Here is a 22891-nt window from a genome sequence, read left to right as displayed (position 1 = left end):
ATAATTTTGCAGTTCGGTTTTAAAATGATTGTACTAAAAATATTTTAAGAATAGGAGTGATTAATTTGAAAATAGTATATTTGGCATCTGAAGTGGCTCCGTTTTATAAATCTGGTGGACTAGCTGACGTTTTGGGGGCATTGCCTAAAAAAATGCAGGAATTAGGACATGAAGTTTCTATAATAATGCCTAAATACGATATAATACCGTTAAAGTATCTTGAAAAACTGGAATGGGTAGCAAGGCTTGAAAGTCACGGAGATGTGTTTAATTTAGTAAGATATCCTGATGATAAAATAAATTATTACTTTATTGAAAATAAAGCATTATATGAACGAGGACGTGTGTATGGAGATTCTGATGAAGATGTTCAATATGCGATGTTTTCAGAATTAGCACTTAGATTTTTAAAGGAAATTAATTTGCAGGCGGATATCTTGCATTGTAACGATTGGCAAACTGGTCCAGTTCCATATTTTTTGAATGTTAGATATAATTATGATCCATTTTACTGGGATATGAGAACAGTTTACTCAATTCACAACTTAATGTATCAAGGTAAATTCTCTAAATATTCATTTGAAAGAATGGGATATTATATGGATGACAGACATGACTTGAACTTTATGGAAATTGGAATTGGATATGGAGATGTTGTAAATACAGTGAGTCCAACTTATGCGGAAGAAATAAAATACGCTTACTTTGGTGAAGGGCTGGAATGGATTACAAATAGAAAATATATTCACGGTATTTTAAACGGAATAGACGTTGAAGAATTCAATCCTGAAACAACAAAAGGAATAATTCCTTTTAATAAAGATTCTTTAGATAAAAAGAAAGAAAATAAATATTTACTACAAGAAAAATTAGGGTTGCCAAAATCAGATGTTGCTTTAATTTCGATAATTTCAAGACTTGTAGAAGGAAAAGGGCTAGACTTGGTATCAGCGGCGCTTGAAAACTTATTACAGTATGACGCTGTTCAAATAGTAATTTTAGGAAGTGGGGATAAATTCTATGAAGACTACTACAACCACTTAGCATGGAAATATCCTGACAAATTCAAAGTTTATCTTGGGTACAACGGACAGCTTGCAAATGAAATCTACGCTGGAAGTGATATGTTCCTCATGCCATCAAGATATGAGCCTTGTGGACTTAGCCAAATGATAGCAATGAGATTTGGAACTATACCGATTGTAAGGGAAACTGGAGGACTAAAAGATACTGTACAGCCTTACAACGTTTTTACAGATGAAGGAAACGGATTTTCATTTACAAACTTTAATGCAGATGATATGCTTTTTACAATAAAAGTGGCAGAAGGAATTTATTATGACAGACCTGACATTTGGGAAAAATTGGTAAAAAGAAATATGGATCTTGATTTTTCTTGGGATAGATCAGCAAGAGAATATGAAAAACTTTATGAATTAGCTAAATCTTATTAATTTTTAAAAAATAAAATGGAGTAGAACTGTAATGTTGCACTCCATTTTTTGCTCTAAAATGTAATTGACAAAACTTGAAATTAGGTTTATAATTTTACCAAGAAACAAAGAAACCAAAAAAAGGAGATTTTTTATGGAAAGTAATATTTTGGAAATGAATAAGACAATCTCGATTTCTTCTAAAAATCAGATTACAATTCCTAAAAAAGTTATGGAATATCTAGGTTTTACAAAAGAGGCAAAAATAAAGGTTAGCAAAGGCTCTTTGATTGTAACGCCTGTGAAAGAAAATGAAGATATGGAATTTTCAGATTTGATTTTGGAGGACTTGATAAAGGAAGGATATTCAGGAGAAGAACTTCTAAAAGAATTTAAAGTGAGAAAAAATAATGTCAAGCCTGCAATTCAGAAATTAATATCAGACACAGAAAAAAATGGAGTAAGCTATGAGGATGTATTTGGGGAGGATTAATAATGGAAACGGAAGTAATTATATCCACTGGTGCGGCAAAATATTTTAAGAAATTAAAAGACAAAAAATTAAAAGAAAAATTTGCTGAAGCAATTAAAAAAATTAAGGAAAATCCTGAAATAGGAGAAATGAAAAAATCCGATTTAGCAGGCATATATGGTTATGATATTTTTTACAATAAAATTAACTATGAACTAGCGTATACAATTAAGATAGAAGATAAAAAAATAGTTATTATACTATTAGCAGGAACAAGAGAAAATTTTTATAAAACTTTAAAAAAATATTTAAAGTCACAATAAAATAGTGTAAGAAAAAAGTCAAGTTTTTCAATTAATTTATGAAAAATTTGATTTTTTTTATTTATTAAATACGAACTATTATTCATCAAACTATTTCAAAGTGAAAAAATTAAATAAAGATATAACATTTCTGATTGAAGTTTTAATACCGATATGATAAAATTTTAGAAGAAAATAATATAAGAAAAAATTTTGAAAAATAGAGGTAAATTGATGAAAAAAGATAAAATTGGGTTTTTGATATTTCATATATTTTTTATTGCGTTTGTGCTGTTTTTGAAAAATGTAGTTACTTTTCAGAATGAGGCGCTGGAGATGAAATTTTTGGAATGTCTGCTTATGGGTGTTTATATTTATACGTTTTTTACAGCGAAAATTTATTTGGAATGGCTAAATTCGTATATGATTTTTTTGTATACGCTGTTTTTGTTTAATTTTACAAGGATATTTCTGGATATTGTGAATTATAGGGAGTTTGGATGGGCTACGAAGTTTGCTAATTTTTATTTTTTTTATGATGTGAGAAATGAGATAATAAATGTTTTTCTGCTGGTATTACTATTTACGCATCTAGGATTTTTCATTGCGATTTCAAACGAGAAGATTAGTGAGATTAGAAGTAGTGTTACGCTTGAAAGCAGAAGGCTGTTTACGAATGTCGGAATGGCTCTGTTTATAATTTCATTGCCTGCTTTAGCCTACAAGATGTTTATTCAGCTAAGGGTTATTTTGCGGGCTGGATACGAGGCTTATTATACTGGAATTTTAAAGGGAGTTGATTATCCTGCATTTACAAAAGGCTCTGGTACAGTAATGACGATTGGATTTTTGATATTTTTAATTTCAATTCCATCCAAAAGAAAATTTTTGACAATTTCTTCACTTTATCTTATGGTAAAACTGCTGGATTCATTCAAGGGGGCAAGAGCAATATTTTTGACACAGCTTCTTTTTATAATGTGGTATTACGCAAAAGTCTATGGAATCAGGATAAAAGCCAAGACAATGGTAAAATTAGTAGGATTTACCGTGATTTTTTCACAAATTCTAGTGTCTGTGCGAAGTAAAAAAATATTCAGTCTGGATTTGGTAAACACAATTTTTAATTTTCTATTTTCTCAAGGAGTAAGTTATCTTGTGCTTGGCTACACAATCAATTTTAAGCACAGCATTGTAGGAAACGGAAGCTATCCCTACATCTTGCAGGGGATATTCGGCTTTAAGCCACAGTCGCTGGAAACGCTTGCCACAACCAATTCCATTGCGGATAAATTAACATATTACCTAAATTCAGGTGCTTATTTAAAAGGAGAAGGAATTGGCTCAAATTATATTGCAGAAATGTATGATTTAGGCTACTTTTGGTTAATTGTAATTTCAATTCTGCTTGGAATTTTTATTATAAAATACGAAAAATATGTTGTGAAAAATAGATTTTTATTATTAACAAGCTATTACTTCATACCAAATTTATTTTATATCCCAAGAGGCTCATTCTTTGGGGAAGGGCTAATAAAAAATATGGCAATGCTAATAGCAGTTTATGTGATAATTTTCAGTTTTGACTACATGTATAGGAAAATTGCGGAAAAGAAGGAACTGATTTGATTTTTTAGGGAGTTGAGTGGGATTGAATGAAAAAATTCAAGAGTTTAAAATGCTGTGGAGTGAAAAATTGATAAAGCTTGGAATAGCAATTTTTTTGATAGGATTAATAGTTTTTTTATTTAAAGGAAGTGAGATATTTGACCAGCTTTTTTTGATAATGTTATTGGTGGGCATAGTAGCTTTGCTAAAGGTAAATTTTGAGTTTAATCGGAAAGTAGTAATTTTAAAAGATATTTTAGTTTATTATGAAGATGGAAGAGAGTACCATCGTGCAAAGATAACTGAAAACAATATTAAAACGTACTACAAGGAAAAAAAAGCCTATAGAAGCAGGTACAAATGTAAATATATGTCGATAAATAAATTTGAAATCCCTATTTACTCCCTTGGACTTAAAGGTAGTATAGAACTTGAGAAAGCAATATATGAAATTCAATATAAAAAAAATAACACAGTAATAAAAAACAGATTATTTACAATTCCTAGGGAAAGATTAATTAAAGAAAAATTTGGAAATTTTATTGTTGACACAATCGTTACATTTTTATTGTTAATATTGGCAGCGGCTAATGCAAATGCTAGAGCATTCTTTTTGATTGCTTATTTGGTTATTGTTAGTTTAAATGTATTTTTTCTGATAAAATTAAATAAATTTACACCGAAAATTATGAAAATTACTAAAGATGTGATTATTATTGATAATGTAGAATACAGTAAATCTGATATAAAAGAAATTAAAGTTACTAATTCAGATATAGTTGCTTTGACAACACTTTTTAAATCCAGAAGATTAAAAATGACAGGAAAATTTGGAAAAAGAATATTCACATTGGGAGCTTGTCCAAATTCTGAATTTAAAAATTTCAGAAAAGATATGATTTATGAAAATTATGAAAGTCTTTATAAAGAAATAGTGAAATTTTGTGTTAAAAATGAGATTGAGTATGAGTTGGTGTAGAAAAATAGGAGTTTAACGTTGATGGAAATAGAAAATATAGAAATAATAGATGGAATAAATGACAATAATAAAAACGATATAGTCAAATGGACTAATGAAAAGGGAAGGAACTTTCTTGAGCAATGGGCTGGAAAAAGTCTTGATTTTCCACTTACAGAAAATCAGATTGATTATTTGAAGGATATTTACTCGATTTTTTGTGAGAATGAGTTTGTGGGGATTATTCAGAAAATACGAAAAGAGATGGACAATGTTCATATTGGAAGATTTCTGATTAATCCTGAGCTTACTGGAAGAGGGCTTGGAAAAAGGACTTTGATAGAGTTTATAAATTTAATTTTTCAAGATGAGAACGTGAATTCGATTACGTTAAATGTGTTCGATTATAATGCGGGGGCAAAGAAATTGTATGAGAAAGTTGGATTTGAAGTTGTGAATGTTACTGAAAATCCGATGAAAAAGTATATGATGATTATGAAAAAAGGCGAAAAATAGGAGAAAATAATGATAGAAAAAAAAATATATTATGTCTGGATTGGAAACGCCAAAAAGCCAGATATTTTTTATAAATGTCTAGAATCGTGGAAGAAAAATCTGCCTGATTTTGAAATAATAGAGATAAATGAGAAAAATTTTGATATGGAAAAACATCTTGCAAAAAATAGATTTTTTTGTGAATGTTACGAAAGAAAGCTTTGGGCGTATGTTTCGGATTATATGAGAGTACATTTTATGTATGAAAATTCTGGAATTTATGTGGATACAGACATGGAAATAATTAAAGATTTGACACCGATTTTGGAAGGAAAAGATGAATTTTTTAAAAATGGGAAGATGAATTTTTTTATTGGGTATGAGGATGAAAAACACATAAGTGTTGGAATTTTTGGGACAATGAAGCATAATGAAGTGTTAAAGGACATTAAAGATTTTTACGAAAATGACATTTGGAAAAAGCCAATTTGGACAATTCCTAAGATTTTTACGTATACTTTTGAGAAAAAATATAATTTGAGCGAGAAAAGGGAAAATGTTTTGAAAAATGGAGAAATAGTCATTTTTCCGAAAGAATATTTTTATCCCTATGGATTTAAGGAAGTTTATTCTGATGATTGCATAAAACCTGAAACATACGGAATTCATTGGTGGAATGACAGCTGGAGCAGTTTGAAGGCTAGATTGTTTTTGGAAACGAAACATTTGTCAGGAGTAAAAAAAATGATTAAAAAGGTGAGGATAATTGCGAGGTTTTATTTGAAGGAAAAGAGATAAAAATAAGGATTATTTAGATAGAAATAAAAAAGTAAAAATAAAAAGGTTTGGTAGATACTAAAAAAAGTGATATAATTGAATGAAAAATTTGGAATAACAGATAAATTTTTATTAGAGAAACTGTTATTTTGAGAAAATAAAGAAGAATTAGGAGAAATATTGGAAAAATGAGTAATTTAAAAAAAATATTGTTGTCGCTTATGATTTGTGGGGCAACTGTTAGCTGGGCGAAAGAATTTAAGATAATGACATATAATATTTATGGAGGAAGGCTTACCGATGGGCAGAAACTGGGAGAGAGCATTAAGCCGTATAACCCTGATTTTGTATCGCTTCAGGAAGTTGACAAGTTTACGAAAAGAAGTAATTTTCGTGATATAACTTCTGATATTGCGAAAGTTCTTGGTTATGATTATTATTTCTTTAAGAAATCAAGAGATTATGATGGTGGAGAATATGGAATTTCATTTATTTCAAAATATCCGCTTGAGAAAATATATACCTATGAATTGCCGTCGGAAGGTGTTGAAAAAAGACAGCTGATAGTTGCAGAGCTTTCTAAAAAAACTTTTGGGAAAAAGGTGCTGGTAATGAATACGCATTTGGACTTTAAGCAACAGATAAAGCCTGAAGAAATGGAGTCGCTGGACTTGCTTACAAAATTTTTTGATAAAGATGATATAAAGTTTTTGAGTGGAGATTTTAATTTTTTACCAACTACAAAATATTATGGAGAAATAACAAAAGACTGGAGAGATACTTACATGGAATCTAATGTTGGTGGTGTAAGAACGCTTTCGGATCCACGTATTGACTATATTTTTGGAAGCCAGTCGAAAAAATGGAAGGTAAAATCAAGTTATTTTATTAATGATGCAACGCAGGACTGGACAAAATTGTCAGATCATCTTCCATATATGACAATTTTAGATATAAAATAAAAGAAAAAGGAGACATAGAGTATGAAAATTTCCCTTGTAATGCCGACAATTAATGTTACAACTGAACTTGATTTATTCCTAAAAAGTCTAAAGGCACAGGCTTATAAGGATTTTGAGCTGATTGTGGTAGATCAGAATGAAGGAAATGAAGTTTTTGAAATTGTGAAAGATTATGAAGAGGAATTTAAGATAAAATATGTAAGAAGTGATGAAAAAGGGCTAAGTTTAAATAGAAACAGAGGACTTATCCTGATGAAAGGTGAAATTGTCGGATTTCCTGATGATGATTGCGAATATCGGCCTGATACACTTGAAAAAGTTGCAGAATTTTTTGAAAGAAAGAAAAATTATCAGATTTATTCGTGTCGTACACTTGAACGGGGAAAAGACTATGGAACAGGTGTTATGGAGAAAAAGGACATGGAAATAACGAAGGATAATGTGGATACAACTGTGAAATCCATAACTTTTTTTGTAAATTACGGTAAGGATGATATTGTCTTATTTGATGAAAATCTAGGCGTTGGTGCAACTTTTGGAAGTGGGGAGGAAACAGACTATGTGCTGACATTGCTTCACAAAGGCTATAAGGGAAGATATTTTGCAAATGATATAATTTACCATCCAGCAAAAAAGGGAAACTATAACGATCTGGAACGTGCTTATAGATATGCATTGGGATTTGGAGCATTGGTAAAAAAGGAAGTAAAGGGCAGAAAAAACAGATTTTATATTCTGAAATATTGGAAGAGACAATTTAGAAGTTTTGCCGGAATGATTGTTACAAGAAACAGGGCATATCATAGAGTTGTGATGAAGGGTAGAAAAATTGGATATACAAAATATAAAATTTAAAAATTAGGAGAAAAATATGGATAAGGTAAAATGCTTGATAAATATGATAATAGCTTATCTCATTTATCCATTTAACAAAGGAAAATTCAAAAATAGAAATATTTGGCTTGTAGGCGGAAACGCAGGAGAACTTTTTGTAGATAATGGACGTGCGATGTATGAGTATTTACGGTCAAGACAGCAGGAGGAAGTGTACTGGGTAATAAACAGAAATGCCAAGATTGCAAAAAAAATTCCAGGAGAAAAGCTGATAAAAGGAAGTGTAAAAAGCTATCTGTATTTTATGAATGCAAAAGTTGCATTATTTTCTCACTCAATTTCTGCAGACATTGTCCCATACCTGTTTGTAGTGCCATTAATAAATAAATTTCATAAAAAAGTATTCAAAGTATTCCTGAATCATGGAACAGTAGGCTTTAAAGTCCGACAGGCAATGAATCCAAAAACCGCAAAAGTAGCAGAAGCCCTTGTAAAATCGTATGATTTAAACATCTGCGATTCAGAATTTGAAAAAAAAGTAAAAACAGAAACTTGGTGGGAAGTTCCGAAAGAAACAGCAGTTATAACAGGCTACCCAAGATATGATAAATTATACAATCTAAAAATTACGGAAAAACAAATATTCTTTATGCCGACATGGCGAAACTGGCTAAAATCAGAAAATTCAGAAAACCAAAAATTTGAAGAAACAAAATATTTCCAAAATATTGCAAATTTAATTACAGACAAGGAATTAAATAATTATTTAGAAAAAAATGATATTAAATTAAACATTTACATTCATCAGTTAATGCAAGATTATCTAAAAAACTTTGGAAATATAAAACTTGGAAAAAATATAAAAATACTCCCAAAAGAAGTAAACATAACCGAAGAGCTGCAAAAATCAAAATTATTAATAACAGATTATTCAAGTGTAGCCTACGATTTTTATTATCTAAACAAGCCAATTATCTTCTTCCAGTTCGATAAACGTGAATACGAAGAAAAAGTCGGCTCTTATGTAGACTTAGACAAAGACTTGTTCGGAAAACAAGCCAAAACTGTAGAAAAATGCGTTGAAGAAATCATCGAAATCTCCGAAAATAATTTTCATTATGATAGGGAAATGAAGCAAAAGTCTGATAAGTTGAGAGAAAAGTTTTTGAAGTATGTGGATAAAGGGAATTGCGAAAGAGTTTACAATGAAATTTTAAAAAGAATAAATTAAAACTTGATTTTTTAATAAGGATTTATAACATATGTTGTTATTAAGAAATATTTTCTTTGCATTATTAAGTTTTTTCTTTATTTATTTTCGCAGGATTGCTCATTGCCGCAAATCCTGCAACCTATGGCTAGACTACGATTTTTATTTGCCCAACTCCAAAACTCCTCCTTTCAGTCGTTAAACAGTTGTAGTTGAACAAATAAAAACTCCGTCGGTTTTTAAAATTTATTTTATTAAAGAAAAAATATTTATTATAAATTTCCGAGATTTTAATTTTTCGGTAAAATACAATTTGTTTGAGCTTTTCTATTTTATTTGAATTGAGAACAACTTCATGAGATTAAAACAACTTTTATTAAAAGCGAGTTTTGTCTTTTGCTGTAAAATTAAAATTCGAGAGCAGGAGTGCAGAGGTATGGCGTTTGATACCTCTGCATTTAAAAAAGATTATAAAGTGTGTAAATAACAATAATTATTAAATAAAAAAACTAATGTAAAAATGAAAAAGAAAAAATTTTTATTAATTTTTTAAAAAATTGAAAAAGAAAATAAACTATGATAAAATTTAAAGATAAAAAATAAAGAGAACAGAGGTAAAATAACGATGGCAGATACACCGCTTATGAAGCAATATAAGGAGATAAAATCAAATTTTGAGGACTCTATATTGTTTTTTAGATTGGGTGATTTTTATGAAATGTTTTTTGAGGATGCGGTGAAAGCGTCACGTGAACTTGGACTTACGCTTACTTCGAGAAATAAGGAGAAGAATGTGGATATACCGCTTGCGGGAGTTCCATTTCATTCGGCAGATTCATATATAACAAAACTTGTTTCAAAAGGGTATAAGGTTGCGATTTGTGAACAGACAGAAGATCCGAAGATGGCAAAGGGAATTGTAAAACGAGAAGTTGTGAAGATTATAACGCCTGGAACGGTTGTGGATGTGGAGGCACTTGATGCGAAGAGCAATAATTACTTGATGAGTATTTTGAAAGTTGAGAATAAACTTGGAATTGCGTATATTGATATAACAACTGGAGAGTTTAAGGTAACGGAAGTTGAAAAGGATGATGATTTTGTAAAATTATTTAATGAGATTAATAAGATTGAGCCTAAGGAAGTGCTTGTTATAGAGGATTTTTACGGGGAAATAAAGGAAAAGTTAGATGATTTTTTACAAAAGAATGATTCGGTTGTAACTTTTGTGAGTAAAGTTCGGGACAGTGCGAAGTATCTTATGAACTATTTTGAGATTGTATCGCTGGAAAGTTATGGAATTAAGGATAAAAAGGCGATAATTGGAGCTGCAGCCATGGCACTTGATTATGCGGCTACTATGCAGGTTGAGCATGAGCTGACTGTGGAAAAGATTGAGTTTGTGAATATTTCCAATTATGCTGAAATAAATGCGATTACAAGCAGAAATCTGGAACTTTTGAAAAATCAAAGGGAAAAAACTGTTTATGGCTCGCTTCTGTGGGTATTAGACGAGTGTAAAACTTCAATGGGAACACGGCTTTTAAAAAGATTTATAAATAATCCGCTTTTAAATATTGATAAAATAAGAAAAAGACAGGAAGATGTACAGTATTTTATTGATAATATCTTGATTCGTGAGGATTTGAGAGAAAAACTTGAGAATATTTACGATTTAGAGCGGCTTTTGGGGAAAATAATCTTTGGAAGTGAAAATGGAAAAGATTTGACGGCATTGAAAAAAACGATAAAATCTGCTGTTGAAATAATGAAAATTTTGGGAAATACTGATTTTTTTAAGGATATTGATGCAAATATTTTGTTTGAGTGTTATAAAATAATTGATGACAGTATAAAAGAAGATGCGCCATTTTCGGTACGTGAAGGCGGAATTATAAAATCTGGATATAATGAGGAACTGGATGAAATAAGGAATATTATGAATTCTGGGAAAGACTTTTTGCTGGATATTGAACAGCGTGAAAGGGAAGCAACTGGAATTAGAAATATGAAAATAAAGTTTAACAAGGTTTTTGGTTATTTTATTGAAATTACAAAAGCAAATCTAGATATGGTGCCAGAACATTACATAAGAAAACAGACTCTTTCAAATTCAGAGAGATACATTACGCCTGAACTGAAAAAATATGAGGACACAATAATAAATTCCAAAGCAAAAATCGAAGATTTGGAATATCATTTGTTCAAGGGAATCAGCGGAAAACTCAAGGAACATCGGAAAATTTTGTCAGAACTTGCAGAAAGGCTGGCATACATTGATGTAATGGTATCTTTTGCTGTAAGTGCCATTGAAAATGATTACGCAAAACCTGAAATGAATGAGGAATATTCCTTTGAAATTGAGGGTGGAAGGCATCCAGTTGTAGAAAAGCTAATTGGAAGGACGGATTATGTTTCAAATGATACAGTCTTTACTGAAAAGGAAAGTTTTGTTGTGCTGACAGGGCCTAATATGTCGGGAAAATCAACGTATATGAAGCAAATCGCATTAATTTCCATAATGGCTCAGATTGGTTCTTTTGTTCCTGCTAAAAAAGCAAATTTATCAGTTATAGACAAATATTTGACGCGGATTGGGGCTTCTGATGATATTTTGACTGGGCAAAGTACATTTATGGTGGAAATGAGTGAAGTCTCCAACATTCTAAACAATGCGACTGAAAAAAGTCTGATAATACTTGATGAAGTTGGACGTGGAACTTCCACAACCGACGGTGTTTCCATTGCGACTGCTATTTCAATGTATATTCACGATAAAATTGGTGCCAAGACAGTTTTTGCAACACATTATCACGAACTGACTGATTTAGAAAATAAATTTGCACATATTGTAAATTATCGGATAGAAGTGGATGAAAAGCAGGGAAAAGTAATGTTTTTACGAAATATTGTAAAAGGCGGGGCAGACAAGTCCTACGGTATTGAAGTAGCAAAATTGGCTGGTCTTCCAAAGGAAATATTAATTGAAAGCAAGAAAATATTGAAACGGCTGGAGCAGAAAAAAGAATTGATAGAAAGAACCGTAGATGTTCACCAGCTATCACTTTTTGGAGGAAATTCAGAGTTTGAAAATGATTTTGAAGAATTTGAAATTGAAAGTGTAAATAATTTTGAAAATATTGAAAATAATCAGTTTTATGTGGAGAAATTAGTACAGGTTGAAGAAGAAAAGGAAAGTTTGTTAGAAATTATGAATAAAATAGAAAATTATGACATAAATAATATCACACCAATGGATGCAATGAAATTTTTGTTTGAACTAAAGCAAGAAATCAAAAGAGAGAATTAAAATTGGTAAAATAGGAGAAAAATAATGTGGAAAAAACTAGGTTATGGAGGACTTATATTAATACTGATATATTTTATATATGCAGTATTTTTTAAAAAAATTCCAACACCGCTTGAACAGATGCAAAAAGATATGAAAGCCAAAAAAGTTATGTATAGGTTAAAAGATGATGCGATTATTTATGCGGATGAACAGATTGGATCTGAAGGAGATGAGGTTATCAGATTTAAAAATGTAATTGTAGATCTGATAAAGAAAAAAATGTTAATTTCTGGAAAAGAGGGAGAAGTCAATACTAAGACATCTGATGTTACATTAATGAAAAAAGTTGTTGGAACAACGAAGGACAAAAAATGGGAAATTTATACAGAACGTGTGGAATATAAGAAACAAGGAGATACATTAGTTTCACCAGTAAGGACAAAGTTAATAAATACTGTTGACGACACGGTTTCTGAAGCGGACAGGGTTGAAACAACGACAAAATTTGAAACAATCGTAGCAAAAGGGCATGCTAGTTATAACAATAAGAAAGATAAAAAGACATTAACAGCAGATAAGATTACGTATCATGACCCGACAAAAGTATCATTAGCAGAAGGTCATGTAGTTTATAAGGAAGAGCAGACAAAGAGGGAATTACGTGCCAATACAATGCGTTATGATGATATAAATAAAATTGGAAACGCAGAAGGAAATGTAATTTATACAGATCCTGAAAATAAGCTGACTGGAAATAAAGTTGATTATTATATGAAAGATGAGCGTGTAGATGGACAAGGAAATATCGTCTATACTGGTAAAAATAGTGTGATTTCAGCAGATACTGCTTCATATTTTATAAAGAAAAAGCAGGTTGATGGAAGAGGACATGTGAAATATACAAGTCCAACTCTAATAGTAACAGGAGATCATGTATTTTATGATGAAGTTGCCAAAATATTAAATGGGGATGGAAACGGAACTTATAACTATTTACCAAGAAAAACAACGGGAACGTATAGAAGCGGAGTTTATGACTTAAAGACAGAAACGCTTACAACGAATGATTACTATACTGCAAATTATGATGATTATAAAATGGATGGAACTGGACTTGTGTATGTATTCCCAACTGGAGATGCCACAATGAAAGGACCGTTTAATGTGAGAAAACAAAACTTTAATGTGCACGGTGCAACTGGAACAATGAATACCATTTCAAAAGATATTTTTGCAAATAAAATGGAAATGACAAGTGTTCAGGGAGATAGAATTACATCTGATACAGGACGTGGAAGCTTTGAGAAAAAGGAATTTAGGTTTGATGGACATGTTAAAGGTAAAATTCGTGGAAATGTAAAAGATCTTGTAAATGATCCAAGACCACTTGTAGAATCAGAAGCAGTAAACTTCATAGGAAATACTGCCAAAGTTTATTTTGTTTCTCACAAAAATGGAAGCAATATGAGTATTACACGTAGTGAAATTAAAGAAAACGTTCACATGACTTATAAGGACATTACTCTTGATTCACAATATAATGAAATGGATTCTGGAAGAAACCTTATTCTTGCGAGAGATAAGGTTATGATTGATTTTAAGAATAATACTAAAATGACTGCAAACTACTTGTATATGGATATGAATAAGCAGGAAGGATATGCTAGAAATAACGTAAAAATTATAAGTACATTACCACAATTTAGAGCAATTAATACAAGTGCTGATAAAGCTACGATTTATTTAAAAGATAAGAGAATAAAATTAAACGGAAATGTTGTAACTTATCAAGGTAAAACACAAATTTCATCGAAAAATGCAATTTATGATATAGATAGAAAGATTCTTGAAAATGAAGGTAACATTCAGATGCAATATGAAATTCAGGATAATGAAGAGCAAGGAAGGTCAGATCCTAAAAATGCCGCAGCAACTCAAGAAGTAATAGGCAAATTGTCAATTCCTGAAGGGGAAGTAAGCACAAGGAGTGGAATTAACTTGCCAAAATCAATGACTGCCTCAAATGGAGTCCCAGTTACAATAAGATGGCGTTCCTCAAACTCAAGCCTATTTTCAGTGTCTGGAAGAGTTAACAAACAATTTTATGGAGGAGGAAGCAGAGGAGTAACTTTAACTGCGATAGCTAAAGCTGGTGTAGATACAGCAGAAAGAACATTTAATGTAAGTGTTCCAACAGAATCAGCTCACGAAATGCTCGTTAGAGCTGCAAAAAATATTTATGTTCCAGAAGATGGTGGAAATTTACCTTCATCAGTAAGAGTAAACGTAAATAAAGGAACAATAGATGTACCGATTTCTTGGAGTAAAAATGGAGATAGAAATGTGGCAACATTAAGATATGGCGGTGCATCTTATCAAAAACAATTTTAATAATATGGAAAAAGTGGGTAGAGAATACTCACTTTTCTTTAAATATGTATTTAAGATTTTATTAAATAAAACTAAAAAAGAAAGGAATTATAAAAAAATATGGATATGAAAGAATTACAGGAGAAATTAACAGAAAAGAATTTAAATATTTTTCAACAAATAAGATATACTTTTTTTGTATTAGGGAAATTTATATTTGACAAGAATGATGTGTGGTGGATACTTTTTTTCTTTTTTATATCTTGTGTCAAAATTACTATAGGATTTATCAGTGTGAGTACTGGAATTTCATCATTTACAAATATACTTCAAATTTTTAAATTTTGTTATTATTTGGCATTTTTTCTGTTTTATCAAAAAATAATTTTTAAAATAGAAGAGAAAAATTATTCAAGATTAGATAAATCAGCCTCAAAATTTTTCCTTTTATATTTGATATATTACATAATTAGTTACATATTTCGATATTTGCCTTTTCCTTTGTTTTTGGATGAATTTAATTTAGCTTTTGGAATAGTGTCTTTGGTGGTGCTAGTAATTTTTTGGATTTACTTATTTTACTTCATACCGTTATTTTCTGCAAGACCATTTGATTTAAGAGAATCTTGGGATTATAATTTGCATTTAATTAAAGGAAATAAATTAAAAATGGTATTTCCTGGTATTCTTTGTTTTGTTTTTTCTTTTTCAGCAATATTTATTTTTTTACTTCCAATAGTTTCACTTTTTGAAGAGCTAGGTATTAACTTGTTACTCTTAATTTCTAATTTTGGTGTAATTGCTGGGGAATTTATTAATACTTTTATGGTTATATTTTTTATAATTTTGCATAGTATAATATATTTGAATGTAGAGTATTTGGATAGAAAGATAAAATAATAATTTTAGAAAGCTTGTAAATTTTAAAAAAAAGTAGAAAAAAAAGTAAAAATGATTTATAATATAGCGAAGTAATAACTTATAAAAGTAAAATTGTTTGAATGATAATGATGAAATAGGAGAAAATATGGCTAGAAAAATTAGTATAGAAGCCGATAGCTTGAAAAAGATATATAAAAACAGGGAAGTTGTAAAAAGTGTGAGCCTGTCGATGGAAAAGGGAGAAGTTGTAGGACTTCTTGGACCTAATGGAGCAGGAAAGACAACTACTTTTTACATGATTACAGGCATTGTAAGGCCAAATCATGGAAGAGTAATGTACAACGGAGAGGAAATTACAACTTTGCCTATGTATAAGAGAGCTAGATTAGGACTTGGATATTTGCCACAGGAGGCCTCTGTTTTTAGAAACTTGACTGTGGAGGAAAATATTGTGTCAGTTTTAGAGATGCGAGGAGTCAAAAAGAAAGAAAGAATTGCTACAATGCAGAATTTAATTGAGGAATTTAAATTATCTCATGTAGCAAAAAGCTTGGGATATGCACTTTCTGGAGGGGAACGTAGACGTGTGGAGATTGCTAGAACTATTTCTACAAATCCAGACTTTATACTGCTTGATGAGCCTTTTGCGGGAGTAGATCCGATTGCAGTTGAGGATATTCAGAATATAATAATGCAGTTAAAGGAACGTGGACTCGGAATATTGATTACCGATCATAACGTGCGTGAAACATTGAGGATTACGGAAAGAGCTTACATAATGGCAGAAGGTACAATTCTGATTGCAGGAACAGGACAGCAGATTGCAAATGATGAAACAGCTAGAAGAGTGTATCTTGGGGATAACTTCAAGCTTGATTAGAGAGGATGATTTTTTTGAAAAATATGATTTTAACATCGTCTTTATACGAAAGTATAGAACTTGTAAAAAATTTTTTGAATAAAAATACTGAAAGTAAAAAAATACTATTTATTCCCACAGCAACTAATGTAGACGAATATAAAAAATACATACATCTTACTCAAAAGGCATTTGAAGATTTTGGTTATGAAGTGGAAAATTTTGATGTTTCTATTTTTTCAGAAAAGACTGCAAAAGAGAAATTGTCAGAAGCGAAAATAATTTTTATTTCTGGTGGAAATACATTTTATTTATTGCAAGAATTAAAAAGAAAAAATTTAATACCTTATTTAAAGGAAAGAATAGAAAATGGACTGTTATATATTGGAGAATCGGCAGGTTCAGTAATAGCGGCTCCTGACATAGAGTATGCCTCTATAGTGGATGATAAGACTTTGGCAACAGAATTAGATGATTATACAGGATTAAATCTAGTAGACTTTTACATAGTTCCTCATTTTGAAGAAGAGCCTTTTGTGGAAGGTTCGAGAAATATGGTTGAATTATATAAAGATAAATTGGATTTGAAATTGATTAATAATAAAGAAGCAATACTGGTTGAAAATAATAATTTTACAATAATAAAATAAAGATACAATAGGAAAGGAGCGGGATTGTTTTGACAATCTCAAACAAATAATGACAGGAAATGAAATAAGAAAAAGTTTTGTAGATTTTTTTAAATCAAAAGAGCATAAACATTTTGAAAGTGCGTCGCTTATACCAGATGATAAGAGCTTATTGCTGACTGTAGCAGGAATGGTACCGTTTAAACCGTTTTTCTTGGGAGAAAAGGAGGCACCATTTAAAAGGATTACGACTTATCAGAAATGTATTAGAACTAATGATTTGGAAAATGTTGGAAGAACGCCTAGACATCATACGTTTTTTGAAATGTTAGGAAATTTCTCGTTTGGAGATTATTTTAAAAAGGAAGCTATTGAATGGTCTTGGGAGTATATAACGAAAGTATTGAAACTGGAAGAGGACAGACTTTGGGTATCTGTGTATAAAACAGATGATGAGGCTTATGAAATCTGGAACAAGGAAATTGGAGTGCCATCAGAAAGAATTGTTAGGCTTGGAGAAGAGGATAACTGGTGGGCAGCAGGACCTGTAGGTTCTTGCGGGCCTTGCAGCGAGATTTATTACGATACTCAGAATATGGGAAAAAATAACGAAGAAGTTGACAGAAAGCCAGGAGATGACGGAGATAGATTTTTAGAAATCTGGAATTTGGTATTTACTGAATGGAACAGGCTTGAAGACGGTTCACTTGTACCGCTTCCAGAAAAAAATATTGACACAGGGGCAGGACTTGAGAGAATTGCTTCAGTTGTGCAAAACAAGGATAACAACTTTGATACAGATTTATTTACAAATATTACAAAAGGGATAAAGTCTGTACTTGAAATTCAAGGAAATAAAAGTGAGGAAGCAGTAAAAATTATTGCCGATCACGTTAGAGCCTCAGTATTTTTGATTGGAGATGGAGTATTGCCGTCAAACGAAGGACGTGGATATATTTTAAGAAAAATTATAAGACGTGCTTTTGGAGCTGGAAGTTCTGCAAAACAGAAAGTTTTTGAAAAAGAAGATATATTTCTTTATAAATTAGTGCCTTATGTTCTTGAAACAATGAATGAAGCATACCCAGAATTAGCTGAAAAGCAAGAATATATTGAAAAAGTTATAAGACTGGAGGAAGAAAGATTTGCAACAACTTTGAAAAATGGAACTGAAATGCTGGAAGAAGAAATTCAGAAATTAAAAGCAGAAAATCAGAAGGAATTGCCAGCTGAACTGACTTTTAAGTTATATGATACTTTTGGATTCCCATTTGAACTTACAAAATTAATCTTGGAAAATCAAGGATTTGAAGCATCAGAAGAAGAATTTGAGAAAAAACTGGCAGAACAGGTGCAACGTTCAAAGGATAGCAGAACAACAATTTCTGATATGATAAAAGATGAATTTATAGATGAATTTTTTGAAAAACATGGAAAAACTGAATTTACTGGATATTCACAAAATTTTGAGGAAAAAAGCACGCTTTTACATATTGCCAAAAGTGAAGGAATCTCAGGATATGAGATGATTTTTGATAAAACACCATTTTATGCTGAATCTGGAGGGCAAGTTGCTGATACAGGAATTATCACTTCTGGAGAATTTGAAGGAAAAGTTGTAAATGTGGTTAAAAAACATGATATCTTTATTCATCAGGTTGAAATCACAAGGGGAATTGCTCCAGCGGTAGGCGTGGAAGTGAAAATGCAAATTGATGTAAACCGTAGAAAAGATATTCAGAGAAATCATACAGCTACACATATTTTACACAAAGTTTTAAGAGAAAATCTAGGAACACATGTAGAGCAGTCTGGATCGCTTGTGGATGACGAAAAATTAAGATTTGACTTTTCACATTATGAAGCAATCAGTCCAGAAATGATTGAAAAAATTGAAAAAGGTGTAAATGACATTATTTTATCAAATTTACAAGTAAAAATAAATTATGAAAATATTGAAGATGCAAAAACAAGAGGAGCAATGGCATTATTTTCAGACAAATATGGAGATATAGTCCGTGTTGTTGAAATTGACGGATATTCTATCGAGCTTTGTGGAGGAACACACGTTAAATCAACTGGAGAAATAGGATTATTCAATATTGAGTCTGAAAGCGGAATTGCTTCTGGAACACGTAGAATTACAGCCACAACTGGACATAAGAGCTTAAATTATGTAAATAGGCTTGAAGAAAAAATAAAAGAAATATCTGATATTTTTAGAACAGACGAAAAAAATGTTGTTGATATTATCGAAAAATATATTGGAGATATGAAAGCTGCAGTAAAAGTGCATGAAGAAATGCAAACAAAACTTGTAAAATATGAAATTAATGAAATGCTGGAAAATGTTGAAGCAGTAAATGGTGTGAAAGTACTAAAATCTTCATTTGAAGATAAAAATGTTGATGAACTGAAAGAGATTGTAGACAGAGGAAAAGAAAAGATGCAGTCTGGAATCATCATTTTGGGAACAAATAACAATGGAAAGGCAATTTTCGTAGTTGGAGTTACAAAAGACTTGATTTCAAAAGTGAAGGCTGGAGAAATAGTAAAAGTTGCAGCACAAGTCGCTGGCGGAAACGGTGGAGGACGTCCTGACTTTGCACAGGCTGGTGGAAAAGATGGAAGTGCTGTAAAAGAAGCTGTTGAAAAAGCATTTGAATTTGTAACTGAAAAATTATAATAAATTTATTTTTAGATATACAGGTTTAGATTTTTACTAAAGCAGATATTATTAAGTAAGGGGGAAATCTTCCCCTTTCAAGATAATCTAAAAAATAATTTTATTAAGTCTATAAAATGGCAAATTGTTTAAGAAATGAGAAATAAAAATGAAAAAATTTATTGGATTAGATGTGGGAGATGTCAGAATTGGAGTTGCAAAATGTGACCCTTTGGGAATTCTTGCAACTGCTCTCGAAGTAATTGACAGAACAAAGACAAATCCTGTTGAAAGAATAAAGGAAATACTAGATGATGAAGGCACAAAAAAAGTTGTTGTGGGAATGCCAAAGAGCCTTGATGGCACAAAAAAACGTCAGGTGGAAAAAGTAGAGGAATTTGTGGAAGAATTGAAAAAGAGTATTCCAAATATTCAGATTATCTTTGTAGATGAGCGTTACACAACAACAGAGGCTGAGCATTATCTAAAAAACTATTCCAAAAAGAATGGAAAAGAACGTAGAAAAGTAGTAGATATGGTTGCAGCGTCAATAATTTTGCAGAAATATCTTGATACATTGTCTTAAAAACTCTAAATATAAAATTTTTAATTAGGATAACAATTAAATTTTATTATAAGCGTTGATGTATTTTAAAATAAGCAAAATTTCATTAAAAGAAAAATAGCTGTTTGAGCTTTTGGAATAAATCTTGAAATATATTTAATTATTTATATTAAAAATAATTGAAATTGAAAAGCGAGTTCTATTTTTCTTTTATAAGAAAGTTTTGCGTAAAGCCGGGATGCAAGGACATGGCGTTTGATGTCCTTGCTTAAATAAACTTAAAAATAAATAAAACTTAAAAAGTAATAAAAATATATTTATTTTAAAATGTATTAAACATATTTATAAGAATAGTTATTTAAATAAAATAAAAAAGAAAGGATGAAAAAATGCAGAATAAAAAATCACATTATGTTTGGTTACTTTTGGTAATTTTTGTTCCAGCTCTTATTTTGTACTTTAATAAAGTAAAACTGGGACTTGATTTACGTGGTGGAACATCAGTTGTATTACAGGCACAGGGAAAAATTGAGCCTGATACAATGAGCAAGGTTAAAAATATTATTGAAAGAAGGGTAAATAGTATTGGAGTTGCTGAGCCTGTTATTCAGCTTAGTGGAAATGACAAATTGATAGTGGAGCTTGCGGGGATAAAAGATCCTCAAAAGGCTATTGAATTGATTGGTACAACAGCGAAACTTGAGTTTAGAATAAAAAATAAGGACGGTTACGGGCCTGTTTTATTAGAAGGTTCCGCATTAAAGACAGCAGGAGTTTCTAGAGATCAGGTTGGGATGCCTTCTGTAAGTTTTGAATTAAATTCACAAGGAGCAAATACTTTTGCTAAGATTACAAGGGAGAATATAGGAAAACAGCTGGCAATAATGCTTGATAACAAAGAACAGTCAGCACCTACAATTAACAGTGAAATTAATGGAGGAAGTGGAATCATAACTGGAAGATTTTCAATCGAAGAAGCCAATAATCTAGCAAATCTGTTAAAATCAGGGGCATTGCCTGTGGAAATTAAAATTGTTGAAAATAGAACAGTTGGAGCAACACTTGGAGTAGATTCGATAAGACAGACTGGAATAGCTGGGCTGATTGCCTTAGGTGTAATTTCAGTATTTATGATTGCTATTTATAAAATACCTGGAATTGTTGCAGATATAGCACTTTTAATAAATGGAGTTCTAGTTTTAGGATTACTTAGCGGAATCGGTGCGGCGTTGACACTTCCTGGAATTGCAGGGTTTATTTTAACATTAGGAATGGCAGTTGATTCAAATGTAATTACTTATGAGAGAATAAAGGAAGAGTTGCGGCTTGGAGAATCGCTTCATGATGCGGTTGAAAGAGGTTATGAAAATGCCTTTCCTGCCATAATTGACGGAAATCTGACTACAATGCTTGTGGCGGCTGTGCTATTTTTCCTAGGAACTGGACCAATTAAAGGATTCGCAGTAACATTGGCGCTTGGTGTGGTTGCTACTGTAATTACAGGAGTATTTGTTTCAAAAATATTTTTAAAATTATTCATAAAAACATTTAACATAAAAAGAGAACAGCTGTTCTGGAAAGGAGCTTTGAATGAAGATTAATTTAAAAGTTATACAACGTAGAAACCTTTTTTTAGGTATTTCAGCAATAATGGTTATAATTTCATTGATTTCGCTATTTGTAATAAAGCTAAATCTTGGTGTAGATTTTAAAGGTGGAGAATTAATTCAATTAAAATATGATAAGAAAATTGATCAAAATGCAGTAAATGAGACATTAAACAGTTTAATTGGCGAAATTCCTAAATTAAAGGCCAAAAGAGTTCAGTTTTCAGATACAGACAATACTGTTATCATAAGAACAGAGCAGCTTGATAATACGCAAAAAACAAAAATAATGTCAGAGTTAAGTAAAAAAACTGGTAAATATGAAGTTGTAAAAAATGAAACTGTGGGAGCAGTAATCGGTAAGGAATTAACTGCAAATGCTATTCAGTCTTTAATAATAGGAAGTATACTGATTATTATTTATGTTACTATAAGATTTGAGTTTGTTTATGCTCTGGCAGGAGTTATAGCGCTTATTCACGATGTTATTATTGCCTTTGGAGTTATTGCGCTACTTAAATATGAAATCGATACTCCATTTATAGCTGCAATTCTTACAATTTTAGGATACTCTATTAACGATACGATTGTTGTATTTGATAGAATTCGTGAAAATATTCAGAAAAATAGAAAAGGTAAAAATAAAACTGTGGAACCATTTGATCTAGTTATTGAAAAATCAATAAATCAAGTGTTCACAAGATCAATTTATACTTCATTGACAACTCTATTTTCAGTAATTGTACTTCTGATTTTAGGTGGAGATACATTAAAAACATTTAGTATGACTCTATTTGTAGGAATGCTTGTTGGAACTTATTCATCAGTATTTGTAGCAAGTCCTTTGGTTTATATAATGAAAAAAGGTAAAAATGAGCCTAAAGTTAAAGATGTTATAAAAAGTTCTGGTAAAACAGTAAATGGATATGATGAAAAAGATAAAGTGCTAGTATAATCAAAATGATAAATTT

The 22891-nt window shown here is 30.9% G+C and carries 18 protein-coding genes; all 18 read left to right on the top strand.

The annotated features are described in order from the left end of the window. Positions 1-65: 65 nt before the first annotated feature. The 18 genes from AB8B23_RS09800 (at position 66) to secF (ending at position 22875) form a co-directional block, all read left to right on the top strand. A complete protein-coding gene (locus tag AB8B23_RS09800) occupies positions 66-1454 on the top strand; it encodes a glycogen synthase (RefSeq protein WP_369712596.1) in 1389 nt (462 codons plus the stop codon). Between the two features lie 133 nt (positions 1455-1587). After that, positions 1588-1926, top strand: coding sequence for an AbrB family transcriptional regulator (locus AB8B23_RS09795; protein ID WP_026746802.1), 339 nt, complete (start codon positions 1588-1590; stop codon positions 1924-1926). Between the two features lie 2 nt (positions 1927-1928). Then, positions 1929-2228 (top strand): type II toxin-antitoxin system RelE/ParE family toxin, encoded by a 300-nt coding sequence (locus AB8B23_RS09790; protein ID WP_021744724.1) that lies wholly within the window; start codon positions 1929-1931, stop codon positions 2226-2228. Positions 2229-2441: 213 nt separating this feature from the next. Then, the gene (gene wzy / locus AB8B23_RS09785; RefSeq protein ID WP_369712595.1) at positions 2442-3836 is read left to right on the top strand and encodes an O-antigen polysaccharide polymerase Wzy; all 1395 of its coding nucleotides are present in this window, start codon (positions 2442-2444) and stop codon (positions 3834-3836) included. Between the two features lie 16 nt (positions 3837-3852). Continuing rightward, positions 3853-4794 carry a hypothetical protein gene (locus AB8B23_RS09780; protein WP_369712594.1) on the top strand — a complete coding sequence of 314 codons (942 nt, stop codon included), beginning with the start codon at positions 3853-3855 and terminating at the stop codon, positions 4792-4794. A 21-nt stretch (positions 4795-4815) separates the two neighbouring features. Next, a complete protein-coding gene (locus tag AB8B23_RS09775) occupies positions 4816-5289 on the top strand; it encodes a GNAT family N-acetyltransferase (protein WP_369712593.1) in 474 nt (157 codons plus the stop codon). A gap of 9 nt (positions 5290-5298) precedes the next feature. Continuing rightward, entirely contained in the window at positions 5299-6066 is a 768-nt protein-coding gene (locus tag AB8B23_RS09770; RefSeq protein WP_369712592.1) for a glycosyltransferase family 32 protein, read from the top strand. Positions 6067-6233: 167 nt separating this feature from the next. Further along, positions 6234-7007, top strand: coding sequence for an endonuclease/exonuclease/phosphatase family protein (locus AB8B23_RS09765; RefSeq protein WP_369712591.1), 774 nt, complete (start codon positions 6234-6236; stop codon positions 7005-7007). 21 nt (positions 7008-7028) lie between these two features. Beyond that, entirely contained in the window at positions 7029-7862 is an 834-nt protein-coding gene (locus tag AB8B23_RS09760) for a glycosyltransferase family 2 protein (RefSeq protein ID WP_369712590.1), read from the top strand. A gap of 16 nt (positions 7863-7878) precedes the next feature. Further along, a complete protein-coding gene (locus AB8B23_RS09755; protein WP_369712589.1) occupies positions 7879-9072 on the top strand; it encodes a CDP-glycerol glycerophosphotransferase family protein in 1194 nt (397 codons plus the stop codon). Positions 9073-9676: 604 nt separating this feature from the next. Beyond that, the gene (gene mutS / locus AB8B23_RS09750) at positions 9677-12361 is read left to right on the top strand and encodes a DNA mismatch repair protein MutS (protein WP_369712588.1); all 2685 of its coding nucleotides are present in this window, start codon (positions 9677-9679) and stop codon (positions 12359-12361) included. 24 nt (positions 12362-12385) lie between these two features. Next, complete coding sequence (locus AB8B23_RS09745; RefSeq protein ID WP_369712587.1) at positions 12386-14734, top strand: immunoglobulin-like domain-containing protein; 2349 nt, start codon at positions 12386-12388, stop codon at positions 14732-14734. 1006 nt (positions 14735-15740) lie between these two features. Then, positions 15741-16475 (top strand): LPS export ABC transporter ATP-binding protein, encoded by a 735-nt coding sequence (lptB, locus tag AB8B23_RS09740; RefSeq protein WP_026746814.1) that lies wholly within the window; start codon positions 15741-15743, stop codon positions 16473-16475. A gap of 14 nt (positions 16476-16489) precedes the next feature. Beyond that, positions 16490-17104: a Type 1 glutamine amidotransferase-like domain-containing protein gene (locus tag AB8B23_RS09735; RefSeq protein WP_369712585.1), complete on the top strand. Its 615-nt coding sequence runs from the start codon at positions 16490-16492 to the stop codon at positions 17102-17104. Between the two features lie 49 nt (positions 17105-17153). Continuing rightward, a complete protein-coding gene (gene alaS, locus AB8B23_RS09730; protein WP_369712584.1) occupies positions 17154-19769 on the top strand; it encodes an alanine--tRNA ligase in 2616 nt (871 codons plus the stop codon). Between the two features lie 148 nt (positions 19770-19917). Next, positions 19918-20334, top strand: a complete 417-nt coding sequence (ruvX, locus tag AB8B23_RS09725; protein ID WP_369712583.1) for a Holliday junction resolvase RuvX — start codon at positions 19918-19920, stop codon at positions 20332-20334. 368 nt (positions 20335-20702) lie between these two features. Next, positions 20703-21914 (top strand): protein translocase subunit SecD, encoded by a 1212-nt coding sequence (gene secD / locus AB8B23_RS09720; protein WP_369712582.1) that lies wholly within the window; start codon positions 20703-20705, stop codon positions 21912-21914. Continuing rightward, on the top strand, positions 21904-22875 hold the full coding sequence (secF, locus tag AB8B23_RS09715) for a protein translocase subunit SecF (protein ID WP_369712580.1): 972 nt from the start codon (positions 21904-21906) through the stop codon (positions 22873-22875). The genes secD and secF overlap by 11 nt, the downstream gene beginning before the upstream one ends. Positions 22876-22891: the final 16 nt, after the last annotated feature.

The sequence above is a fragment of the Leptotrichia sp. HSP-342 genome, from assembly GCF_041199995.1.
In the GTDB taxonomy this organism is placed as follows: domain Bacteria; phylum Fusobacteriota; class Fusobacteriia; order Fusobacteriales; family Leptotrichiaceae; genus Leptotrichia; species Leptotrichia mesophila.
The sequence above is the reverse complement of the archived record's forward strand: the minus strand, read 5'-3'. Positions and strand labels throughout refer to the sequence as shown.

Excerpts from the sequence above, each read along its gene's own strand:
- AB8B23_RS09790 (WP_021744724.1), top strand. The coding sequence starts at position 1,929 with ATGGAAACGGAAGTAATTATATCCACTGGTGCGGCAAAATATTTTAAG.
- mutS (WP_369712588.1), top strand. The coding sequence starts at position 9,677 with ATGGCAGATACACCGCTTATGAAGCAATATAAGGAGATAAAATCAAAT.
- ruvX (WP_369712583.1), top strand. The coding sequence starts at position 19,918 with ATGAAAAAATTTATTGGATTAGATGTGGGAGATGTCAGAATTGGAGTT.
- AB8B23_RS09770 (WP_369712592.1), top strand. The coding sequence starts at position 5,299 with ATGATAGAAAAAAAAATATATTATGTCTGGATTGGAAACGCCAAAAAG.
- AB8B23_RS09795 (WP_026746802.1), top strand. The coding sequence starts at position 1,588 with ATGGAAAGTAATATTTTGGAAATGAATAAGACAATCTCGATTTCTTCT.
- lptB (WP_026746814.1), top strand. The coding sequence starts at position 15,741 with ATGGCTAGAAAAATTAGTATAGAAGCCGATAGCTTGAAAAAGATATAT.
- alaS (WP_369712584.1), top strand. The coding sequence starts at position 17,154 with ATGACAGGAAATGAAATAAGAAAAAGTTTTGTAGATTTTTTTAAATCA.
- AB8B23_RS09765 (WP_369712591.1), top strand. The coding sequence starts at position 6,234 with ATGAGTAATTTAAAAAAAATATTGTTGTCGCTTATGATTTGTGGGGCA.
- AB8B23_RS09745 (WP_369712587.1), top strand. The coding sequence starts at position 12,386 with ATGTGGAAAAAACTAGGTTATGGAGGACTTATATTAATACTGATATAT.
- AB8B23_RS09760 (WP_369712590.1), top strand. The coding sequence starts at position 7,029 with ATGAAAATTTCCCTTGTAATGCCGACAATTAATGTTACAACTGAACTT.
- wzy (WP_369712595.1), top strand. The coding sequence starts at position 2,442 with ATGAAAAAAGATAAAATTGGGTTTTTGATATTTCATATATTTTTTATT.
- secF (WP_369712580.1), top strand. The coding sequence starts at position 21,904 with ATGAAGATTAATTTAAAAGTTATACAACGTAGAAACCTTTTTTTAGGT.
- AB8B23_RS09755 (WP_369712589.1), top strand. The coding sequence starts at position 7,879 with ATGGATAAGGTAAAATGCTTGATAAATATGATAATAGCTTATCTCATT.
- AB8B23_RS09775 (WP_369712593.1), top strand. The coding sequence starts at position 4,816 with ATGGAAATAGAAAATATAGAAATAATAGATGGAATAAATGACAATAAT.
- secD (WP_369712582.1), top strand. The coding sequence starts at position 20,703 with ATGCAGAATAAAAAATCACATTATGTTTGGTTACTTTTGGTAATTTTT.